Annotated in this window: 16 protein-coding genes; 6 read left to right on the plus strand and 10 right to left on the minus strand. The window is 55.3% G+C overall.

The window, feature by feature from the left end:
* Positions 1 to 617 precede the first annotated feature (617 nt).
* The 3 genes from ACYQ15_RS17070 to ACYQ15_RS17080 are packed head-to-tail and all read left to right on the plus strand — an operon-like array spanning position 618 to position 3,185.
* Entirely contained in the window at positions 618 to 1,448 is an 831-nt protein-coding gene (locus tag ACYQ15_RS17070; protein ID WP_459938701.1) for a PAS domain-containing protein, read from the plus strand.
* On the plus strand, positions 1,331 to 2,992 hold the full coding sequence (locus ACYQ15_RS17075) for a PAS domain-containing hybrid sensor histidine kinase/response regulator (RefSeq protein ID WP_459939610.1): 1,662 nt from the start codon (positions 1,331 to 1,333) through the stop codon (positions 2,990 to 2,992). The genes ACYQ15_RS17070 and ACYQ15_RS17075 overlap by 118 nt, the downstream gene beginning before the upstream one ends.
* A complete protein-coding gene (locus tag ACYQ15_RS17080) occupies positions 2,979 to 3,185 on the plus strand; it encodes a hypothetical protein (RefSeq protein WP_459938702.1) in 207 nt (68 codons plus the stop codon). Before ACYQ15_RS17075 ends, ACYQ15_RS17080 begins: the two co-directional genes overlap by 14 nt.
* Before the next feature lie 68 nt (positions 3,186 to 3,253).
* Here ACYQ15_RS17080 and ACYQ15_RS17085 read toward each other — a convergent pair whose 3' ends face one another.
* Together ACYQ15_RS17085 and ACYQ15_RS17090 are read right to left on the minus strand one after the other, a co-directional pair.
* Positions 3,254 to 3,376: a hypothetical protein gene (locus ACYQ15_RS17085; RefSeq protein ID WP_459938703.1), complete on the minus strand. Its 123-nt coding sequence runs from the start codon at positions 3,374 to 3,376 to the stop codon at positions 3,254 to 3,256.
* Positions 3,377 to 3,509: 133 nt separating this feature from the next.
* Entirely contained in the window at positions 3,510 to 5,246 is a 1,737-nt protein-coding gene (locus tag ACYQ15_RS17090) for a solute carrier family 23 protein (protein WP_459938704.1), read from the minus strand.
* 81 nt (positions 5,247 to 5,327) lie between these two features.
* Between ACYQ15_RS17090 and ACYQ15_RS17095 the strand changes: the two genes are divergently transcribed.
* Both ACYQ15_RS17095 and ACYQ15_RS17100 read left to right on the plus strand, forming a co-directional pair.
* Positions 5,328 to 5,570, plus strand: a complete 243-nt coding sequence (locus ACYQ15_RS17095; RefSeq protein WP_459938705.1) for a type II toxin-antitoxin system RelE/ParE family toxin — start codon at positions 5,328 to 5,330, stop codon at positions 5,568 to 5,570.
* 3 nt (positions 5,571 to 5,573) lie between these two features.
* Positions 5,574 to 5,762, plus strand: a complete 189-nt coding sequence (locus tag ACYQ15_RS17100; RefSeq protein ID WP_459938706.1) for a helix-turn-helix domain-containing transcriptional regulator — start codon at positions 5,574 to 5,576, stop codon at positions 5,760 to 5,762.
* 35 nt (positions 5,763 to 5,797) lie between these two features.
* On the opposite strand, the gene ACYQ15_RS17105 is transcribed toward ACYQ15_RS17100, so the two are convergent.
* Genes ACYQ15_RS17105 through ACYQ15_RS17115 form a run of 3 tightly spaced genes read right to left on the minus strand, consistent with a single transcriptional unit; the run spans position 5,798 to position 7,688 of the window.
* Positions 5,798 to 6,064: a hypothetical protein gene (locus tag ACYQ15_RS17105; RefSeq protein ID WP_459938707.1), complete on the minus strand. Its 267-nt coding sequence runs from the start codon at positions 6,062 to 6,064 to the stop codon at positions 5,798 to 5,800.
* 37 nt (positions 6,065 to 6,101) lie between these two features.
* Positions 6,102 to 6,941, minus strand: coding sequence for a FlgO family outer membrane protein (locus tag ACYQ15_RS17110; protein ID WP_459938708.1), 840 nt, complete (start codon positions 6,939 to 6,941; stop codon positions 6,102 to 6,104).
* A 12-nt stretch (positions 6,942 to 6,953) separates the two neighbouring features.
* Positions 6,954 to 7,688 (minus strand): hypothetical protein, encoded by a 735-nt coding sequence (locus ACYQ15_RS17115; protein WP_459938709.1) that lies wholly within the window; start codon positions 7,686 to 7,688, stop codon positions 6,954 to 6,956.
* 258 nt (positions 7,689 to 7,946) lie between these two features.
* Here ACYQ15_RS17115 and ACYQ15_RS17120 point away from each other — a divergent pair, with 258 nt between their 5' ends.
* Complete coding sequence (locus ACYQ15_RS17120) at positions 7,947 to 8,681, plus strand: FlgO family outer membrane protein (RefSeq protein WP_459938710.1); 735 nt, start codon at positions 7,947 to 7,949, stop codon at positions 8,679 to 8,681.
* 311 nt (positions 8,682 to 8,992) lie between these two features.
* On the opposite strand, the gene ACYQ15_RS17125 is transcribed toward ACYQ15_RS17120, so the two are convergent.
* The 5 genes from ACYQ15_RS17125 to ACYQ15_RS17145 all read right to left on the minus strand — a co-directional run bounded on the left by ACYQ15_RS17125 (position 8,993) and on the right by ACYQ15_RS17145 (position 14,733).
* Positions 8,993 to 11,581, minus strand: a complete 2,589-nt coding sequence (locus ACYQ15_RS17125; RefSeq protein ID WP_459938711.1) for a TIGR03960 family B12-binding radical SAM protein — start codon at positions 11,579 to 11,581, stop codon at positions 8,993 to 8,995.
* 92 nt (positions 11,582 to 11,673) lie between these two features.
* Complete coding sequence (locus ACYQ15_RS17130; protein ID WP_459938712.1) at positions 11,674 to 12,033, minus strand: hypothetical protein; 360 nt, start codon at positions 12,031 to 12,033, stop codon at positions 11,674 to 11,676.
* 303 nt (positions 12,034 to 12,336) lie between these two features.
* Positions 12,337 to 13,575, minus strand: coding sequence for an MFS transporter (locus tag ACYQ15_RS17135; protein WP_459938713.1), 1,239 nt, complete (start codon positions 13,573 to 13,575; stop codon positions 12,337 to 12,339).
* Between the two features lie 160 nt (positions 13,576 to 13,735).
* Positions 13,736 to 14,125, minus strand: a complete 390-nt coding sequence (locus ACYQ15_RS17140) for a hypothetical protein (RefSeq protein ID WP_459938714.1) — start codon at positions 14,123 to 14,125, stop codon at positions 13,736 to 13,738.
* A gap of 251 nt (positions 14,126 to 14,376) precedes the next feature.
* Positions 14,377 to 14,733: a hypothetical protein gene (locus ACYQ15_RS17145; RefSeq protein WP_459938715.1), complete on the minus strand. Its 357-nt coding sequence runs from the start codon at positions 14,731 to 14,733 to the stop codon at positions 14,377 to 14,379.
* Positions 14,734 to 14,831: the final 98 nt, after the last annotated feature.

Here is a 14,831-nt window from a genome sequence, read left to right on the forward strand (position 1 = left end):
GGGGCTTTAGGCTGAAGGACATCTTGAAAATATATGAATATCCCTTCTTTCGCATAGCTCATCTCCGGCTCCCATTCGCCTTTCCGACCTGCCGTATTGAGTGCTGCTCATAATGAATACAAGATCAGCACAGGAATATAGTCTGTTCCACTATCTGGAATGGCACTAAATCATATCGGCCATAGCAACTGGCTACATGATTTTTCGATAAAGTATCGTCCAAACTCGAATTCCATGTGCCACTCGAATTATCTCTAAACCCTTCAGAATTAACTTGACGCACAAACTGAAATGGAACTACCTGAAGAAATTCGTGCCATGATATGAATATTTTGAAAAAATACAACATCAGATGTTGTATTTTGAACGTTTTAAAATTCACGACAGATGTGCTCTATACGTCCAAGGATGGCATGGTTGAGGCCATTTTGTATCAGTCCGTTGAGCTCCCTTTTTTCTTGAAGAAGTTTTGAAGCTGGCCCCGAGAGCCAAGTTTTTGAAGGTCCAGGGTTAATTAATATGTACAGATTACGGCTGAAGATATTAGAAAGGTAAGCCTGGCTTGGCTCCCTCTTTAACCAACTCTTGCCTCAAAGCTCAGCCACGAGGAACACAGCATGACCGAGATGCAACACACTGCCCAAGTAGTCTTTGAGGCTCCCCACGACATCTTGATGGATGCTCCCATCGGAATTTCCACGTCCACGCCGGAGGGGAGATACATTGCGGCCAATCATGCTCTGGCTGGGATGCTCGGCTACGCGAGTCCGGAAGAGTTGATAGCGTCTATTACTGACATCGCCAGGCAGGTATATGTCGATCCGGCGGACCGCGTGGAATTCATGGGCTTGATGGAAGAGCACGGGAAGATGGTTGAGCACGAATGTCGGTTCAAGCGTAAAGATGGGACAATCATCTGGGTGTCCAGAAATGTTCGCGCACTACAGGATGGGAATGGGCAGATAGTGGTTTATCATGGGTTCACCTCGAATATTACCGACCGCAAGCAGACCGAAGAACTATACCAGGATCTCTTAAAAAACATCAACGATGTCATTTTTTCCATAGACATGGAAAACCTGATAACCTACCTCAGCCCCTCAGCAAAGACTATCTTCGGAGACAGCACCACAAAATTACTTGGCCGGAATTTTTTCGAACTTATTGATCCCAGGGACATCACTCTGGTCAAAAACGCTTGGATAAATGTTCTGCAGAGCCGGTTGCAGCCCGATGAATTTAGGCTCTGTCTGAAACCGGACGAGACCATGTGGGTGAGGACATCAAGTCGTCCCCTTATAAAGACGGTGCTGTCGTCGGCGTTGTCGGCGTGCTCACGGACATCACTCAGCAGAAACTGGCCGAGGAGGCGCTGTGCGAGAGTGAAGCTCGTTTCCAAAGTTTGTTTGAACATGTCCCCACAGTTGCTGTTCAAGGTTATGGAATGAACGGCGAGACGCTCTTTTGGAACAAGGCATCAGAGAAATTTTATGGATATTCACCGGATGAAGCCATAGGAAAAAACCTTATCGATCTGATCATACCAGACGAAATGAGAGCCGGTGTTGTACAGGAAATCAAATCCATGTCCGAAGCCGGAATACCTATTCCAGCTGCGGAGCTCTATCTGAAACGGAAAGACGGGTCGCGTATCCATGTCTATTCCAGCCATGCCATTATTCAAAGACCTGGTCAAAAGCCTGAATTGTTTTGCATTGATATCGACCTGACTGGTCTCAAGCAGACCGAAAAAGACCTGCTTCAGGCCAAACAACAGGCCGAAGCCGCTAATCAAGCTAAGTCCGGATTTCTAGCCAACATGTCTCATGAAATCCGCACCCCCCTCAACGGGATCATGGGCATGCTGCAACTTCTTGAGCCGACAACCCTGGATGACGATCAAATACAGTACGTCCAGCTATGCAGATCCTCGGCAGAGCGGTTGACCAAGCTGCTCTCGGACATTTTGGACCTTTCCAAAGTCGAGGCGGGCAAGATGACGATCCACGAGGGTGAGTTTGAAATTCAGGAAATTGCTAATTCCGTGTCCGGTTTGTTTACCTTCAATGCCAGAGCCAAGGGCGTGACCTTGGAATGCATCGTCGATCCCGCCATCCCTGACAGACTTATCGGCGATGAAGCGCGGGTTCGCCAGATTCTTTTCAACTTGGTGGGCAACTCCCTGAAGTTCACTGATAAGGGAAGTGTCCGTATTGAAATAAATTTGTTGGCATCTGGAAAGGATGACAGTGCCAATGTGCTATTCACTTTTGTGGATACAGGAATTGGGATTTCTGAAGACAAGCTGGAGCATCTCTTTGATCCGTTCTTTCAGGTGGATGGTTCTTATACCCGAACTTTCCAGGGAGCAGGTCTCGGGCTGGCGATTGTCAAACGGCTTGTGGATTTGATGGGCGGGAAAATTTCCATGGCCAGCACTTTCGGCGAGGGTACCACCTTCCATGTGCTTCTGCGCTTTAAGCTACCTGAGGGAGCAAGCATTGCCGATGCACGAGGACCGAGACACTTTACCAAAGCCACACAGAGCCTGAGAATCCTCTTGGCCGAGGATGAACCGTCCAACTCTTTGCTCGCAGGCAAACTCCTGGAAAAAGTTGGACATGTCGTGACCATAGCCGAAAATGGCCGGCAGGTCCTGGATCTGCTCGAGGCTCACGATTTTGACGCTATCCTCATGGATATTCAGATGCCGGTGATGAACGGGGTTGAGGCGACCAAGGCCATACGCGAGTCAACAACTCTTGGTGATAAGAAGGGCATTCCGATCATCGCCCTGACTGCATACGCCATGCTCGGAGACCGGGAGAAGTTTCTGGAAGCCGGAATGGATGACTATCTGGCCAAACCGGTGAAGATGGAAGACTTGGTGAAGGCGCTGGAGCGGGCTGTTTCCTCGAAAATTAAGCATAATCGGGACCTGATTATGGCCAGAGAAGATGAACCCATAACCACAGCCCATGCCCAACATTAAATCCAAGCTCAGCGCCGAAAAGCCTTGGGCCATCCTCGGCCTCACCCGCAAGCAGTACGCCTCCGCCAGGGCATGGAAGAAAGCCGGGATGACGAAAGAGAAGTATGAGGAAATGCTGAACCTTATCCCGCATGAGGCGATGGAGATTCTGAAGGATGAGGCGGATGCGGAGAGATTGGTCGAGGGACAATGAATAATTTGGTGGCTGTTTGAATGCACACAGGAAAAATCATCAAGAACGACTAAATATTAAAGCAAATTTTAAAAGAACCCTGTGTACTTGAGTTCCAGGGTGACTTCCATCCTGCCGACCAGGATGACCTTGTTCAGCGTTCCGGCCATGTGTCCTCCTGGAAAATGTATACAGTCATGAGATACGGGCATATGCCGATTCATGTTTTTTTCTATGCCGATGACATCGTGAAAAAATGAATAGATTTTTGTATAGTCGATGCAGGTGGTGTAAGTGTTTGGGATTGCTGATAAAATAAAACCGGCGCTCCGAAGTGTGAATATGTTAATCCCGGAATTTCAGCGTCACCGTGCATTTGCCGTTCTTGTGCCCCACCTGGACTTCATCCGCCAGATGATTCACCAGAAAGCCCGCCATGGCCTGTCCGCCCTCGGCGCCATTCAGTAATTCTTCAGGATCGGGCCGCTTCCGCGGTATTGTCAGCGGGCGTCCTGTATAAACAACGCCTATCTGGCAAAGATACTCATCAAATACGGCCCTGAATTCCACAACAGGCTTTTCGCTCCCCGAGTCCATGAGATCGTAGGCGTAAATTGCTTCCAGGAGCTCATGCGCGGCATGATTGAGACGGCGGACTACCTCTGTCCTGGCCCCCCATTGGTGCCCAAGACTCCAAAGGAGCTGGTTCAGTTTTTCCTGCCAGGTCGCATCCAAGACAATATATTTGGTTATTGTTGTGTGGATGTTCAGGCGAAAAAGCGCATTGAGTCCAATCGCCACCAGCAAGGCAGCCGCCACTGTGGTCGACAGGGGGGAAAACAGCAGACTTTGGTGTCCTTCATGTCCCATGTGCAGCAGGTCGTGGCCGATGCCGACTATGAGCGCAAGGCCTATTGTGATGATCTTGCGCGAGTCAAGAAGGCGTGACGTGATGATCTTGATTCCGCCCACAATGATGAATGAAGCCACAAACATCAGTACAGCGCCGATTACAGGCATTGCCAGGGAAATCCAGAACGCCGCGAAGGGAGGGAAAAAAGCCAGGGCGATGAACAGCCCTCCCAGCACGTAGGCCACGATGCGGCTGGTAACGCCGCTGGCCTGCGCAAGACCGACGGCCCCGCCGCTGGCGGTCTGGGCCATGCCGTTGAGCATGGAACAGAGGGCATTTGTCATGCCTTCGGCCAGAAGCCCTCTTTTGATCCCCTCCATGTCCGGCCGCTTCCACGAAGAGTCGTTGGCCCTCTGGGCAACGGTCAGAACCCCGAAGCAGTTGAATGAAAGAGCCAGCCCGAGCAGTGCGAAATGCGGCACCATTTCCCATGCAAACGACCAGCCGAACTGGCCCACCGGAGGCAATGCGAAAAGGGGAACCTGACGGATATCCTTGATGAGCGATGCATCGACAACGCCCTGCCAAACGGCGAACATCTGCCCGATGAGCAGGCCGCTAAAAACCGCGAAGGCTCTGATCTTCCCACGGCCCCATACGTTGATCGTCACGATGACCGCAAGGGTAAGGATCCCGGTTGCCAGTGCGCAGGGTTCGCCATGAAAAGGAGTGTCAATGGCCAGGAAGGCTCTCATGCCGATGAGGCCGAGGCCAAGACCGAGCATCAGAACGATGAGCCCGGCAATCTCAACGGGAAACAGGGGACGTAGCTGGGTGATGAGCCGCGAGGCGGCAATCTGGACCAGGGCGGCAATGGTCATCATGCCGAAAGCCAAACCAAGCCCCCCCATCTTGACGGCGGCAAGGGATGCCGGAAAGGCGATGGCGGATGTATGCATGGGACTGAACAGTCCGATTCCGATTCCACCCCGGTTCAGGGCCTGCAAAATAACGCCGCAACCGGCGGCAACCATGGTGAGGGCAACCAGCCCGGCGGCACCGGCGGCATCAAGTCCGGCCTGTCGGGCCAGGAGCACCGGCAAGGTCATTATGGAACCCAGAAACGCCAACTGTTGGAGCGCAACCATAATGGTCATGCCCAAAGGCGGGCGCTCATCAACCCAGTAAGTAATGCCATCAGGCCTGAACGGACCCTGCTTTTGGCTCATGGGAATCTTTTATTCCTTGCTATCGAGTAGATATGAGAGATTCGAGCAGCTTCCAGATTTTGCCGAATGGCTGTTGCGTTCATGACACTGACACAACTGCGCGTGGCTAAACGCCTGGGTAAAGCGGAGCGCGGTCTGCTGGGAGATGTAAAGCCGTTGGGCGATGGCGTTTATGAGATGCGCGAGGACTTTGGACATGTCTGGCGCATGTACTATGTCCAGAGGGGCTCGACGTTGATCGTGATGCTCGGCGGAGGTGACAAATCCACGCAGGGAGCCGACATCGCCAAGTCCATCGAATTTGCTGCCAACCTGGAGGATTGAACCATGTCCCAAAAAATCAAAAGAGCTGACCTGCCGAAATTCGACATCACTGAACATCTGGGCAGTGCGGAAGCAATCGCTGCCTACCTGACCATGGTGATTGAAGAAAATGACTCTTCGGAACTGGCCCACGCGCTCGGCGTAGTGGCGCGGGATGCTGGACTAGGCCGAGTGGCGCTTTGCCGTGTTTGAACACCCTTCAGCTGACAATTGGGGGGAATCCGCTTTCAGTAACAGGGATTGCAGGGGGCGTAGAACGGCACCACTGGACTCACAAAACGGGTCCTTGTGACATGGGGCAGATGGTATGGCGTGCAGTAGCCTACATATCCGGGATTGCAACGGTGAGGTCCGTAGGTGGGGAGGACGGGTACGGCGGCCGGCATGGGCTGGGCAACCACCGTAGGTCCGCACGAGATGCGCGCGGGGCAACAGGAGGACGCGGCAAGGGCCATGCCGGCCAGAATGAGGATGATCGTCAGGTGGTATTTCATGGGGCTCTCCATGCAGTCGGATGAGGAAATCCGGATGTTATTGGCCTGTTCCCTTGAACAGCTCCCGTTGCGCCGAAAGGTCCCACGTCGTGGGAGAGGCGAGTTGGCGGTTTGACTTGAAACGGTTCAACGCGGCCCGTGAATTTTTCCCCCAGATTCCGTCGATCCGGTCAGTATAGTAGTTCAGTTCCGCAAGTCGGGCCTGGATCAGGCGGGCGGCCAGGGAGTTCTTCGGGTCCAGGAGGATTGTTCCGCGGGAAAGAGGCCCCTCGCGTTCCGGTTGCACTGCGGAAGGTTGGGAGCGCGTGGGCTGAAAGGTTGTTGCGTTCTTGGATACGAGTTCTTGAATTTCGCGTGTTTTGCGCAGGGTTGCGTCCCGGGTTGCCAGAATAGTCCCGTCCAGGGTGCTGAGCAGCTTGGCGGAAACGAGCACGGCGTTTTCAGTCACCACATAGGTCCCCACCAGTACGGCTTGGGTGTCGTGGTTGGTTCGCACTTCCCGCAGGTCCCGGGAAAGGATCATCTCCCCGGTTCGTTGACTGACCACAAGGGATCCTTGACGCATCTTGAGTTCAATGACCCGGTAACCGAGTTGGGAAATCCGCGAGGCGACCTGTTCACCCAGCAAGCGTCCAAAAGTGCTGGACGTGTTCAGGTCGTCCAGGTCCACGAAGCTGGTGAACAGGATGGGCCGGGTCCGGTCCACGTATTGGACCAGGTTGTGCTCCAGGCCGTCAGCCAGTGCATATGTCAGCCCTTGGAATCCGTGGACATAGGCGTAGGGGCCGGAGCCGAAATACGGATGGACTGCCGCGGCGGGTTGGGCAAAGGCCAGTATCGCGCTGACAAGAAGAGCGGTGATGAGGTTTTTGAGCATGATTGCTTCCCCCTAGCGGTCCACGAGCTGATAGTTGACCGTTGCCGGCTGGCTGGGCAGGGCGTGCTGCTTGTAATGCCACCATTCGGAATCGTTGATGTAGTAGATGGAAGAATCCCGCATCAGAAAATGTTCCTCAAAGACCAGGGACGAGGTGATCAGGACCTCCATCCGGGGCAGCTCGTGGGTATAGGCTCCGGACTCCACGTTGACTTCGGCCGCATGCAACATGGCCTGGTTGGCCAGCTCCCCTTGCCCGCCAGGTGTGAGTAAAGAGGATCGTTGAACGAAAACGTCCGGAGCAAGGGCCTTGTAGACCCCCTGGCCCGTACGCAACATCCGGTGGCCGTGGCGGACCATCTCGATGTCGAAACTCAGAACCATGGCGTTGATAAAGCCGCTGGACACGGCGATGTTTCGCTCCACCAGCTTGGTGATCAACAGGGCATGAAAGGATTTGGCGAAGGGAGTCGTGCCGGACGGGGCCACATGGACGGGAAACTGACGTTCCAGAACCCGGCGTTCCAGGGCTTCATGGACCCGGCGGGCCACGTCCTCGGCCAGGACTTCCCAGTGATGCACGGCCTGCATCTTGGGTTGAGTATTCAGTGGATAGGCCGTGGGAACCGGAACCTGGGACAAGACAGGCAGCGGAGTATAGACCATTTGCACCGGTTGCGGATGTGCGCATCCCGATCCTGACAGGAGGACGCAGCCGAGGAGAATACCAAGCAACATTGTCCGCATATGACGTGATTCCTTTGGTTGCGGTCAGGGCTCGCAACGTTGAAGGCCCGGACTCGTCGACATGGGGTTGGATCGAAACTTGCTAACAATCGGAGATGAACGGCAAAATCTGCATTCCAGACGGCAACTGGAGTACGGAGCAGGAAGCCGGGGAATGGGCGATTGTTTTGATTGAACATCTTATCGGCGATCGTCCGATTATCTTTAGGGCCAGGAGTATAGTACTCAATTGCGCAATGGAGGAGATGGAGTCATAGCATGTCCAGGAACATAATCCATGAACCCAGATCATTGAGTGTGACGTCGGATCACCGGGCCTCTCCCGGTCGGAACGGAAATTTGTCTCAACGCGGCTTTGCCTTGGCCGTGTTCTGGTTGTCCCTGATTTGGCTTGTCGGGTTCTGGTCGGCGGGTTGTTCGCGGCCGTCCTACATCGTGCATCAGCCTCCAGTGGAACTGATCACCGTGAACTACACTGTGGCGGACACCCTGATCGAGGCTTTGTGCAAGCCGGAAACGTGTGAGATGCCCCTGCTGATGTCCTCCTTCGTCATGCTGGACAACCTGGACCGGACCAGCCCGCTGGGGCGAATCATCCCCCAACAGATCGGCTCCCGCTTCGCTCAGCACGGTTTGCACATGGTGGACGTGCGCCTGCGCACCCAATCTCTGCTGATACGCAAGGGTCAAGGCGAGTTCGCGCTATCCCGCGAACTGGACAAGATCAACCGGGACGTCAACGCCTTCGCCGTGCTCACCGGAACCTACTCCGTGGTTTACGGCCGGGTTTACGTCACGGCCATGATCCTGCGCAGCACCGACGGCGCTCTGCTGGCTTCCTTGGACTACTATCTTCCCGTGGATCGCAGATCGCTGCGCACAGGGACTCTGGAAGGCATCCCGCTCACATTGCCTGAAGAACTGCCGGACCCATTTGACGGTACGATTCAGCCCTCGGTAATTACACGACTGTCCCCACAGAGAATACTGTAACAGCCCGTTTGAACGTCTCACCGCATGGCAGGCGGCTCCTTCAAATGCTCATGCATAACCGCTGAACACTTGAAAAACCAGGTGGAACTCATTGATGAGCAAAGGGTGCAAGCTTTGGTTGCAACCCTTTGCTTCTTTCAGCCTCAGCCAACCTCTATGGAAGCTCTCAACTCTTGTTCGCGGATATTCTGAGGCAGGAATTCGCAGGTCAATCGACACAAGCCGAACGTTTGGCATCCGTGGGAGATGCCCCTGTTTTTGATTGATCGTGTCGAATATTCTTGCACAGCGTGTTTGATTCCCGGTAATACTCAGTCTCCAGTTCGAATTTTGGTCAGCCGGACGTGCTCGAAGGAAAGTTCCGGAGTCACGGCGCGGATGGCGATCCAGGGGTTGAGATAGTCTTCCCGGAAGTCGAATGTCAGGCGGAGCCTATTGTCGCCCAGAAAGCGGATTTCCTGGAACAGCGGGCGGAGGTTGATCCGGCGGGTGCCGCGTTTGGTCTTTTTCTCGAAATCGAAGTGCTCAAGATCCCGGTATGATCGCCATGTGGCCATTGTCGCGGCAATTTCATCCATGCGGGACGAATCCTTTTTGGTGCAGTGGAGCAGATATTCCTCGAAAGGGGGTTGGATGGCCCGGGCCTTGAGCGGTGCTTCTTCCACGGCCCGCAGCTCCAGGCCCTTGGGCATCGCCGGAGCGAGATGCAGTTGCACCTGGGTCGCGGTCATGGGGCTGCGCAGGACGATGATCATTTCTTCGTGCACGCTGCCCACGCCCACCGGCAAGGCCCGGGCGAAGGACATTCGGGGCATGGGGTGGAAACCCTGGGAAAAGCTCATGGGAATGCCGGCCCGGCGCATGCAGCGTTCGAAAAGCCGGGTCAGCTCCAGCTGGCTGAAATGCACTGCCGGCCCCAGCTTGCAATAGGTGATGCGGAAAGCCGCGGCCTTGGATCCCAGATCGTCCTGATCCTGTTCGCCGGGCAGTTCGCGGTTTTGCGGCAGGGTGACTGAGGTGCTGGTGACGGCCTCTTCAGGGTCCTGATCGACTCGAGGCCGGATATCCAGATTTGTCTGGCGCTGGAGCGCGGTCTTGACCCTGGTTGTGGTGCACACGCCGCACCCCAGGCACTTGCCTTGTCGACAGTCGGGCGTGGTCCTGGACGCCAGAGCGAGACGTCGTTCCCGCAGCAGGAAGGAGCGGCGAATTCCGCTGGAAACGTGGTCCCAGGGCAACGGTTCCTCCGGGCTTCTGGCGCGCAGATACCAGGCAGGATCAAGTCCGCACTCCTGCATGGCCTCCAGCCACGACTGCAGTTCCAAAGAGTCCGACCAGCTCGAAAAAAGAGCTCCCTTATGATAGGCGCGTTCCACGACATCGGCCAGGGCGCGGTCGCCCCGGGAAAAGATCCCTTCCAGAAAACTCATCTCCGGCATGTGCCAGCGCATGGTCAAGCGCTTGTGCGGCCGGAACAGGTCCTTGAGCCGGTTCAGACGATACCTGGTTTCTTCGAAGGAAATCTGCTCCTCCCATTGGAATGGGGTCTGGGGCTTGGGAACAAAGGGCGAGATGGCCGCGGTGATCTGCAGCCGTTTGTACCGTTCGCCACCCGTGGCCGCCACCTTGAGGCAGAGATCGACGATGGCCCGCAGATCCGCGTCGGTTTCCGTGGGCAGCCCGATCATGAAATAGAGCTTGACTGAAGACCAGCCCCGGGAAAACAACTCCCGGGTATGGGTGAGCAGGGCTTCCTCGGTCACGTTCTTGTTGATCACGTCCCGCAGGCGCTGGCTTCCGGCTTCCGGGGCCAGGGTGATGCCGGTGCGTCGAATGTCGGCGATCATGTCCAGGACCTCGCCGCTGACCGAGCCGACGCGCAACGAGGGCAGGGACACCGAGACCTGTCGTTGACGGCACAGGCTGAAACTTTGCTTGAACAGACTGTCCAGATGGGAAAAATCCCCGGCGCTCAGGGAGAGAAAGGAGAGTTCGTCAAACCCGGTGCGGTTCAGGGCCTGATCCAGGATTTGACCCAGATTGTCCAGACGTCGCTCCCGGACCGGCCGATAGATCATGCCGGCCTGACAAAACCGGCAGCCCCGGGTGCAGCCGCGGGAAATTTCAATGCTCAGCCGGTCGTGAACCACCGGGCCGAAGGGAACGACCTGGGCCGCTGGAAAATCCACCGTGTTCAGGTCGGGCAGAATGCGCTTTTCCACCTGGGTGTAGTCCGCATGCACGGCCTGCAGAACCGACGTTTTTCCTGGTGAATCGGCGGGCGCTACCTCCTGGAAAAATTCCGGGATGTAGCAGCCGGTTATGTTACGCGCGGCATGCAGAAGCTGCTTGCGGGAAAGTCCCTGGACCTTTGCTTCGGCAACCAGAGCCAGGACTTCGGGCAGCGCTTCCTCGCCGTCGCCGGCCACGAACAGATCAAAAAACGGAGCCACCGGCTCGGCATTGAAGACCACTCCACCCCCTCCGAGAATCAAGGGATGGCCTGCATCCCGGTCCGCGGCCCGAAAGGGAATGCCGGCCAGATCCAGCATGTACAGGATGTTGGTATAGCACAGCTCATGGGTCAGGCTGAAAGCCAGGACGTCCATCTTCCGCAAGGGAGTGTCGGATTCCAGCGTGCATAACGGCGTGGCCGTATCGCGAAGCATCTGGGCGGCCTCGCGCGGCGGAGCAAAGACGCGTTCAGCCCAAAATCTGGGGTGCGCATTGACCAGATGATAGAGAATGCGGCCTCCGAGATAGGACATGCCCACCTCGTACAGATCGGGAAACGCCATGGCGATCCGGACATCCACGTCCGCCGGATTCTTGTGCACGGCATTGGGTTCGGTGCCCAGATACTGGCTGGGGCGCGGAAGCAGGGGGAGAAGGTGTTGCATGTCTGGTCTCAGAACAAGCAAAGGGCGGCGGTGTTGTTTCCGCCGCCCTTTGGATGTCAAGGAAATATGATGTGAATATGAATGAACAGATGTTATTTGATCAGCGACATTCCTGGTCCGCCGGGTTTTCCGCCGGGGCCGCCCATGTTCTTCAGACGCTGCAGATCGCCGGGGGAGGACAAGGTCAGGTTGCTGCTGGCTTCCAGATACTTGGTTTTCAACTCATCCGGGAACGTCTTGTACACGTACATGACATGGTCCAGGGAAATTTCTCCGGTGATTTCATTTTCAAAGGGGTAGCCGAAGGGCAGAAGCATCATCTGCACCCCGCCGCTTTGGGTGGGAACCGTCTGAATGACGGCGATGTCCTTCAGTTTACGCTCTTCTTCTTCCCACTTGCCGAGGGCCAGGTCACCGGTGATCAGTTTTACCAAGCGAATATCGTACGCCATGGATCGTTCTCCTTTTCAAAAAAGTGACAAACAAAGCAGAGTATGGGCTGTAAACGCTGCTGTCAAGGAATGATGCGGCTGAATTGCGGCTGATTTTTGCACTACAGCGACACGTTCATTTTTCATCGTCTGACCAGGTATTATTTACCACGGGGCACACGGGGAACACAGGAAACGGAGTTATGGTTGAACGCAAAAGATTCCCGTGCCCCCCGTGATCCCCGTGGTTAAACCATAAACTGTGACGATTGGTGCATCAAAATGTCGTTGCCGTGTTAGGTCAGCTTTGTTCTCCAGGCTGGTTTACCCTGATTGGGCCGAATCAGGCTGCTGCTCTCCGGGGCCGGCAGCTTTCAACGCCCATGTCAGGGCGGCGCAGCCGAAGATGACGCCTCCCAGGATCACGAATCCGAGGGAAAAGAGGTCGTGGTCGCCGAAGATGCCGAGGCCGGCCGGGATCAGCCCGCCTCCCGCGAGGACGGCCATGGGGACGATCAGTGAGATGGCCAGGGGCCGCGTCTGGGCGGGAAAAATCATGGACAGCACGGCAAAACCGGCCGGGAAAAAGCACCCGGCCATGGTCGGCTGGATCAGAACGGACAGTGTGACCCAGCTGCCCGGCAAAAGACCGAAGGTGATCGTCGCGACTCCGGTCAAAGCGACAAAGATGCGCAATGCCGGAATGGGTCCGAGCCTATCCACGATCATTCCGGCCCAGAAGACCAAAAACAGGCCGGAAAACCGGGAGGCCGCCAGCAGGTAGTTCACCCAGTCCGGGGGCATGTCCCTGGAGCTGACGAGATAGAGAGGGGTTTGGGAGTAGACGCCCTGGGTGGCCCCGATGGCCAAGGCGAAAAAAACGGCCAGGATCCAGAATTCCTTTTGGCCCAGGGTCCGCAGGTAGGCGGCGGGTCGCGGGGGGATGCTTTTTTCGTGGCCGCTGGAACAAAATTTGAGGAAAAAAAGCATGGCAACAAGGGAGAAAACAGCATTGCCGGCCAGGGCTGCTCGCCAGTTCAAGCCGAGGCTGGTCAGCAGCTCCGCAATCAGTGGAGCGAGAACAAAGCTGAGATTGGGAGCCAGTTCATGGATGGCGATGGCCTTGCCCCAGTTGGTGGGCGGCACCATGGAGGTGAGCACGGCAAATCCCGAGGGAAAGTACAGGCCTCCGAACAGGCCGACCAGCAGCAGGTAAGTGCGCAGCCAGAACAGGTTCGGACTCATTGCCGCCAAGGCCAGGGATATGGTAATGCCCACCGCGGAAACGACAATCACCTTGCGATGTTCCAGACGGGAGGACAAAAAGCCGGATCCCAGCAAGGCGATGCTGTAGCCCAGGGAGACGATGAAGAAGAGTTCTCCCGCTTCCGCCTTGGTCAGGTCGAAATCTTCGCGGATCTGGAGCAGAAACGGGGCCAGGATGACCCGGGTCAGAAAATTGATGAAAAAAATGCCGGTCAGGCTGAGCAGCCCGGGAACCACGGATCGAAATGGCGGAAGTGTTGAGTTGTTTGGAGCAATGGGAATGGCTGGAGTCGGCATGGTTCATCCGGGTTCGACAAGGATGCCTGTTCGGAATCAACTTCGTGAGCAAATTGAACAAGTGTAGAATCTGGACTTGTTTTAAGACTGCCTGACGATCTTACACCACGAAGGACACGAAGAGCACGAAGGAGGAAAGGTTCGCGATAAAGTCTTGCAGCTACGTTTTGGGCTTCAACTCAGGGTCGTTCTTCAGAGCTTCGGCATAGAGGATTGCGGGGACGGCGAACAGGCCGTAGATGATGACGGCCATGCCGAGATCGATGGGCCAGAAGGGCGAGGTGGTTTTATCCAGCCGGAAGAGCGTCGCCATGACGTGGATCCCCCCCATGACCAAAGTCAGTCGCCCCGGCCAGGCCCAGAACGTCAGGGAAAGATAACGCCGCTTGAAGGCCAGTCCATGGCAGGCAACCAGACATACGGCGAAAAGAGCGATGTCCACGAGAACTTTCAGAGAAAGCAGGGGGTCGCTTTCCACTGCCAGGGACAGCAATCTGGTGATCGTTGCGGATACAAAGAGCACGGACAGCAGAAAAAAATAGATTTTCATGGGCCTACTCCAAAATATGGGAACTTGTGACCGGCGGGTTCATGGGAATACTATTTTGATGAATCATCCCGGGGCACCCGTCGTCTATGTGGCGCGGGATGAAAAGTCAAAAGCCGCGCAACCATGCATGCCTTGCATCATGCAAAAAGAGCTTACAAAAAATCGCCTTGATGATGCGTTCTTTTTTCGACAATATCAATCTTGTCGGCTGCTGAGCCAGGGCAGATTTGTTTTCAATCCTTGGGGGATATTCAGATCGGTATCGCAATCACCTGACCTTTTGGAGCAGATACCGAAATCGCAATCGCAATCGCAATCGCAATCGCAATCGCAATCGAAATCGAAATCGCAATCGAAATCGAAATCGGTTGTATCTGTTCCAAGATTCGATAAAAGATCTGGATACCGGCTTTCGCCGGTATGAGTGTGCCCGTGGAGTACGACTTGCCACGACAAGTCATCCCGGCGAAAGCCGGAATCCAGTGCAGATGGACGGCCCAGCACTGGATGTGTTGAATGTTATTGATAATTTCAGGTTTGGGTTTCGATTGCGATTTCGATTGCGATTGCGATCGCGATTGATGATGGTCCTCGGTAAAGGGGCACATGACAGATCCTGGAGTATTGCTCCTGTCCGAATGGATCGGTTTCCGGGTGCTGAAGGACGAATTTCCTATGTCGAACAAGCTGGACCGAAAGTGACAAA

It is taken from the genome of Desulfonatronum parangueonense (assembly GCF_054656975.1).

Coding starts and splice junctions, on each gene's coding strand:
- ACYQ15_RS17070 (WP_459938701.1), top strand. CDS start 618: ATGACCGAGATGCAACACACTGCCCAAGTAGTCTTTGAGGCTCCCCAC.
- ACYQ15_RS17080 (WP_459938702.1), top strand. CDS start 2,979: ATGCCCAACATTAAATCCAAGCTCAGCGCCGAAAAGCCTTGGGCCATC.
- ACYQ15_RS17085 (WP_459938703.1), bottom strand. CDS start 3,376: ATGCCCGTATCTCATGACTGTATACATTTTCCAGGAGGACACATGGCC.
- ACYQ15_RS17090 (WP_459938704.1), bottom strand. CDS start 5,246: ATGAGCCAAAAGCAGGGTCCGTTCAGGCCTGATGGCATTACTTACTGG.
- ACYQ15_RS17095 (WP_459938705.1), top strand. CDS start 5,328: ATGACACTGACACAACTGCGCGTGGCTAAACGCCTGGGTAAAGCGGAG.
- ACYQ15_RS17100 (WP_459938706.1), top strand. CDS start 5,574: ATGTCCCAAAAAATCAAAAGAGCTGACCTGCCGAAATTCGACATCACT.
- ACYQ15_RS17105 (WP_459938707.1), bottom strand. CDS start 6,064: ATGAAATACCACCTGACGATCATCCTCATTCTGGCCGGCATGGCCCTT.
- ACYQ15_RS17110 (WP_459938708.1), bottom strand. CDS start 6,941: ATGCTCAAAAACCTCATCACCGCTCTTCTTGTCAGCGCGATACTGGCC.
- ACYQ15_RS17115 (WP_459938709.1), bottom strand. CDS start 7,688: ATGCGGACAATGTTGCTTGGTATTCTCCTCGGCTGCGTCCTCCTGTCA.
- ACYQ15_RS17120 (WP_459938710.1), top strand. CDS start 7,947: ATGTCCAGGAACATAATCCATGAACCCAGATCATTGAGTGTGACGTCG.
- ACYQ15_RS17125 (WP_459938711.1), bottom strand. CDS start 11,581: ATGCAACACCTTCTCCCCCTGCTTCCGCGCCCCAGCCAGTATCTGGGC.
- ACYQ15_RS17130 (WP_459938712.1), bottom strand. CDS start 12,033: ATGGCGTACGATATTCGCTTGGTAAAACTGATCACCGGTGACCTGGCC.
- ACYQ15_RS17135 (WP_459938713.1), bottom strand. CDS start 13,575: ATGCCGACTCCAGCCATTCCCATTGCTCCAAACAACTCAACACTTCCG.
- ACYQ15_RS17140 (WP_459938714.1), bottom strand. CDS start 14,125: ATGAAAATCTATTTTTTTCTGCTGTCCGTGCTCTTTGTATCCGCAACG.
- ACYQ15_RS17145 (WP_459938715.1), bottom strand. CDS start 14,733: ATGTGCCCCTTTACCGAGGACCATCATCAATCGCGATCGCAATCGCAA.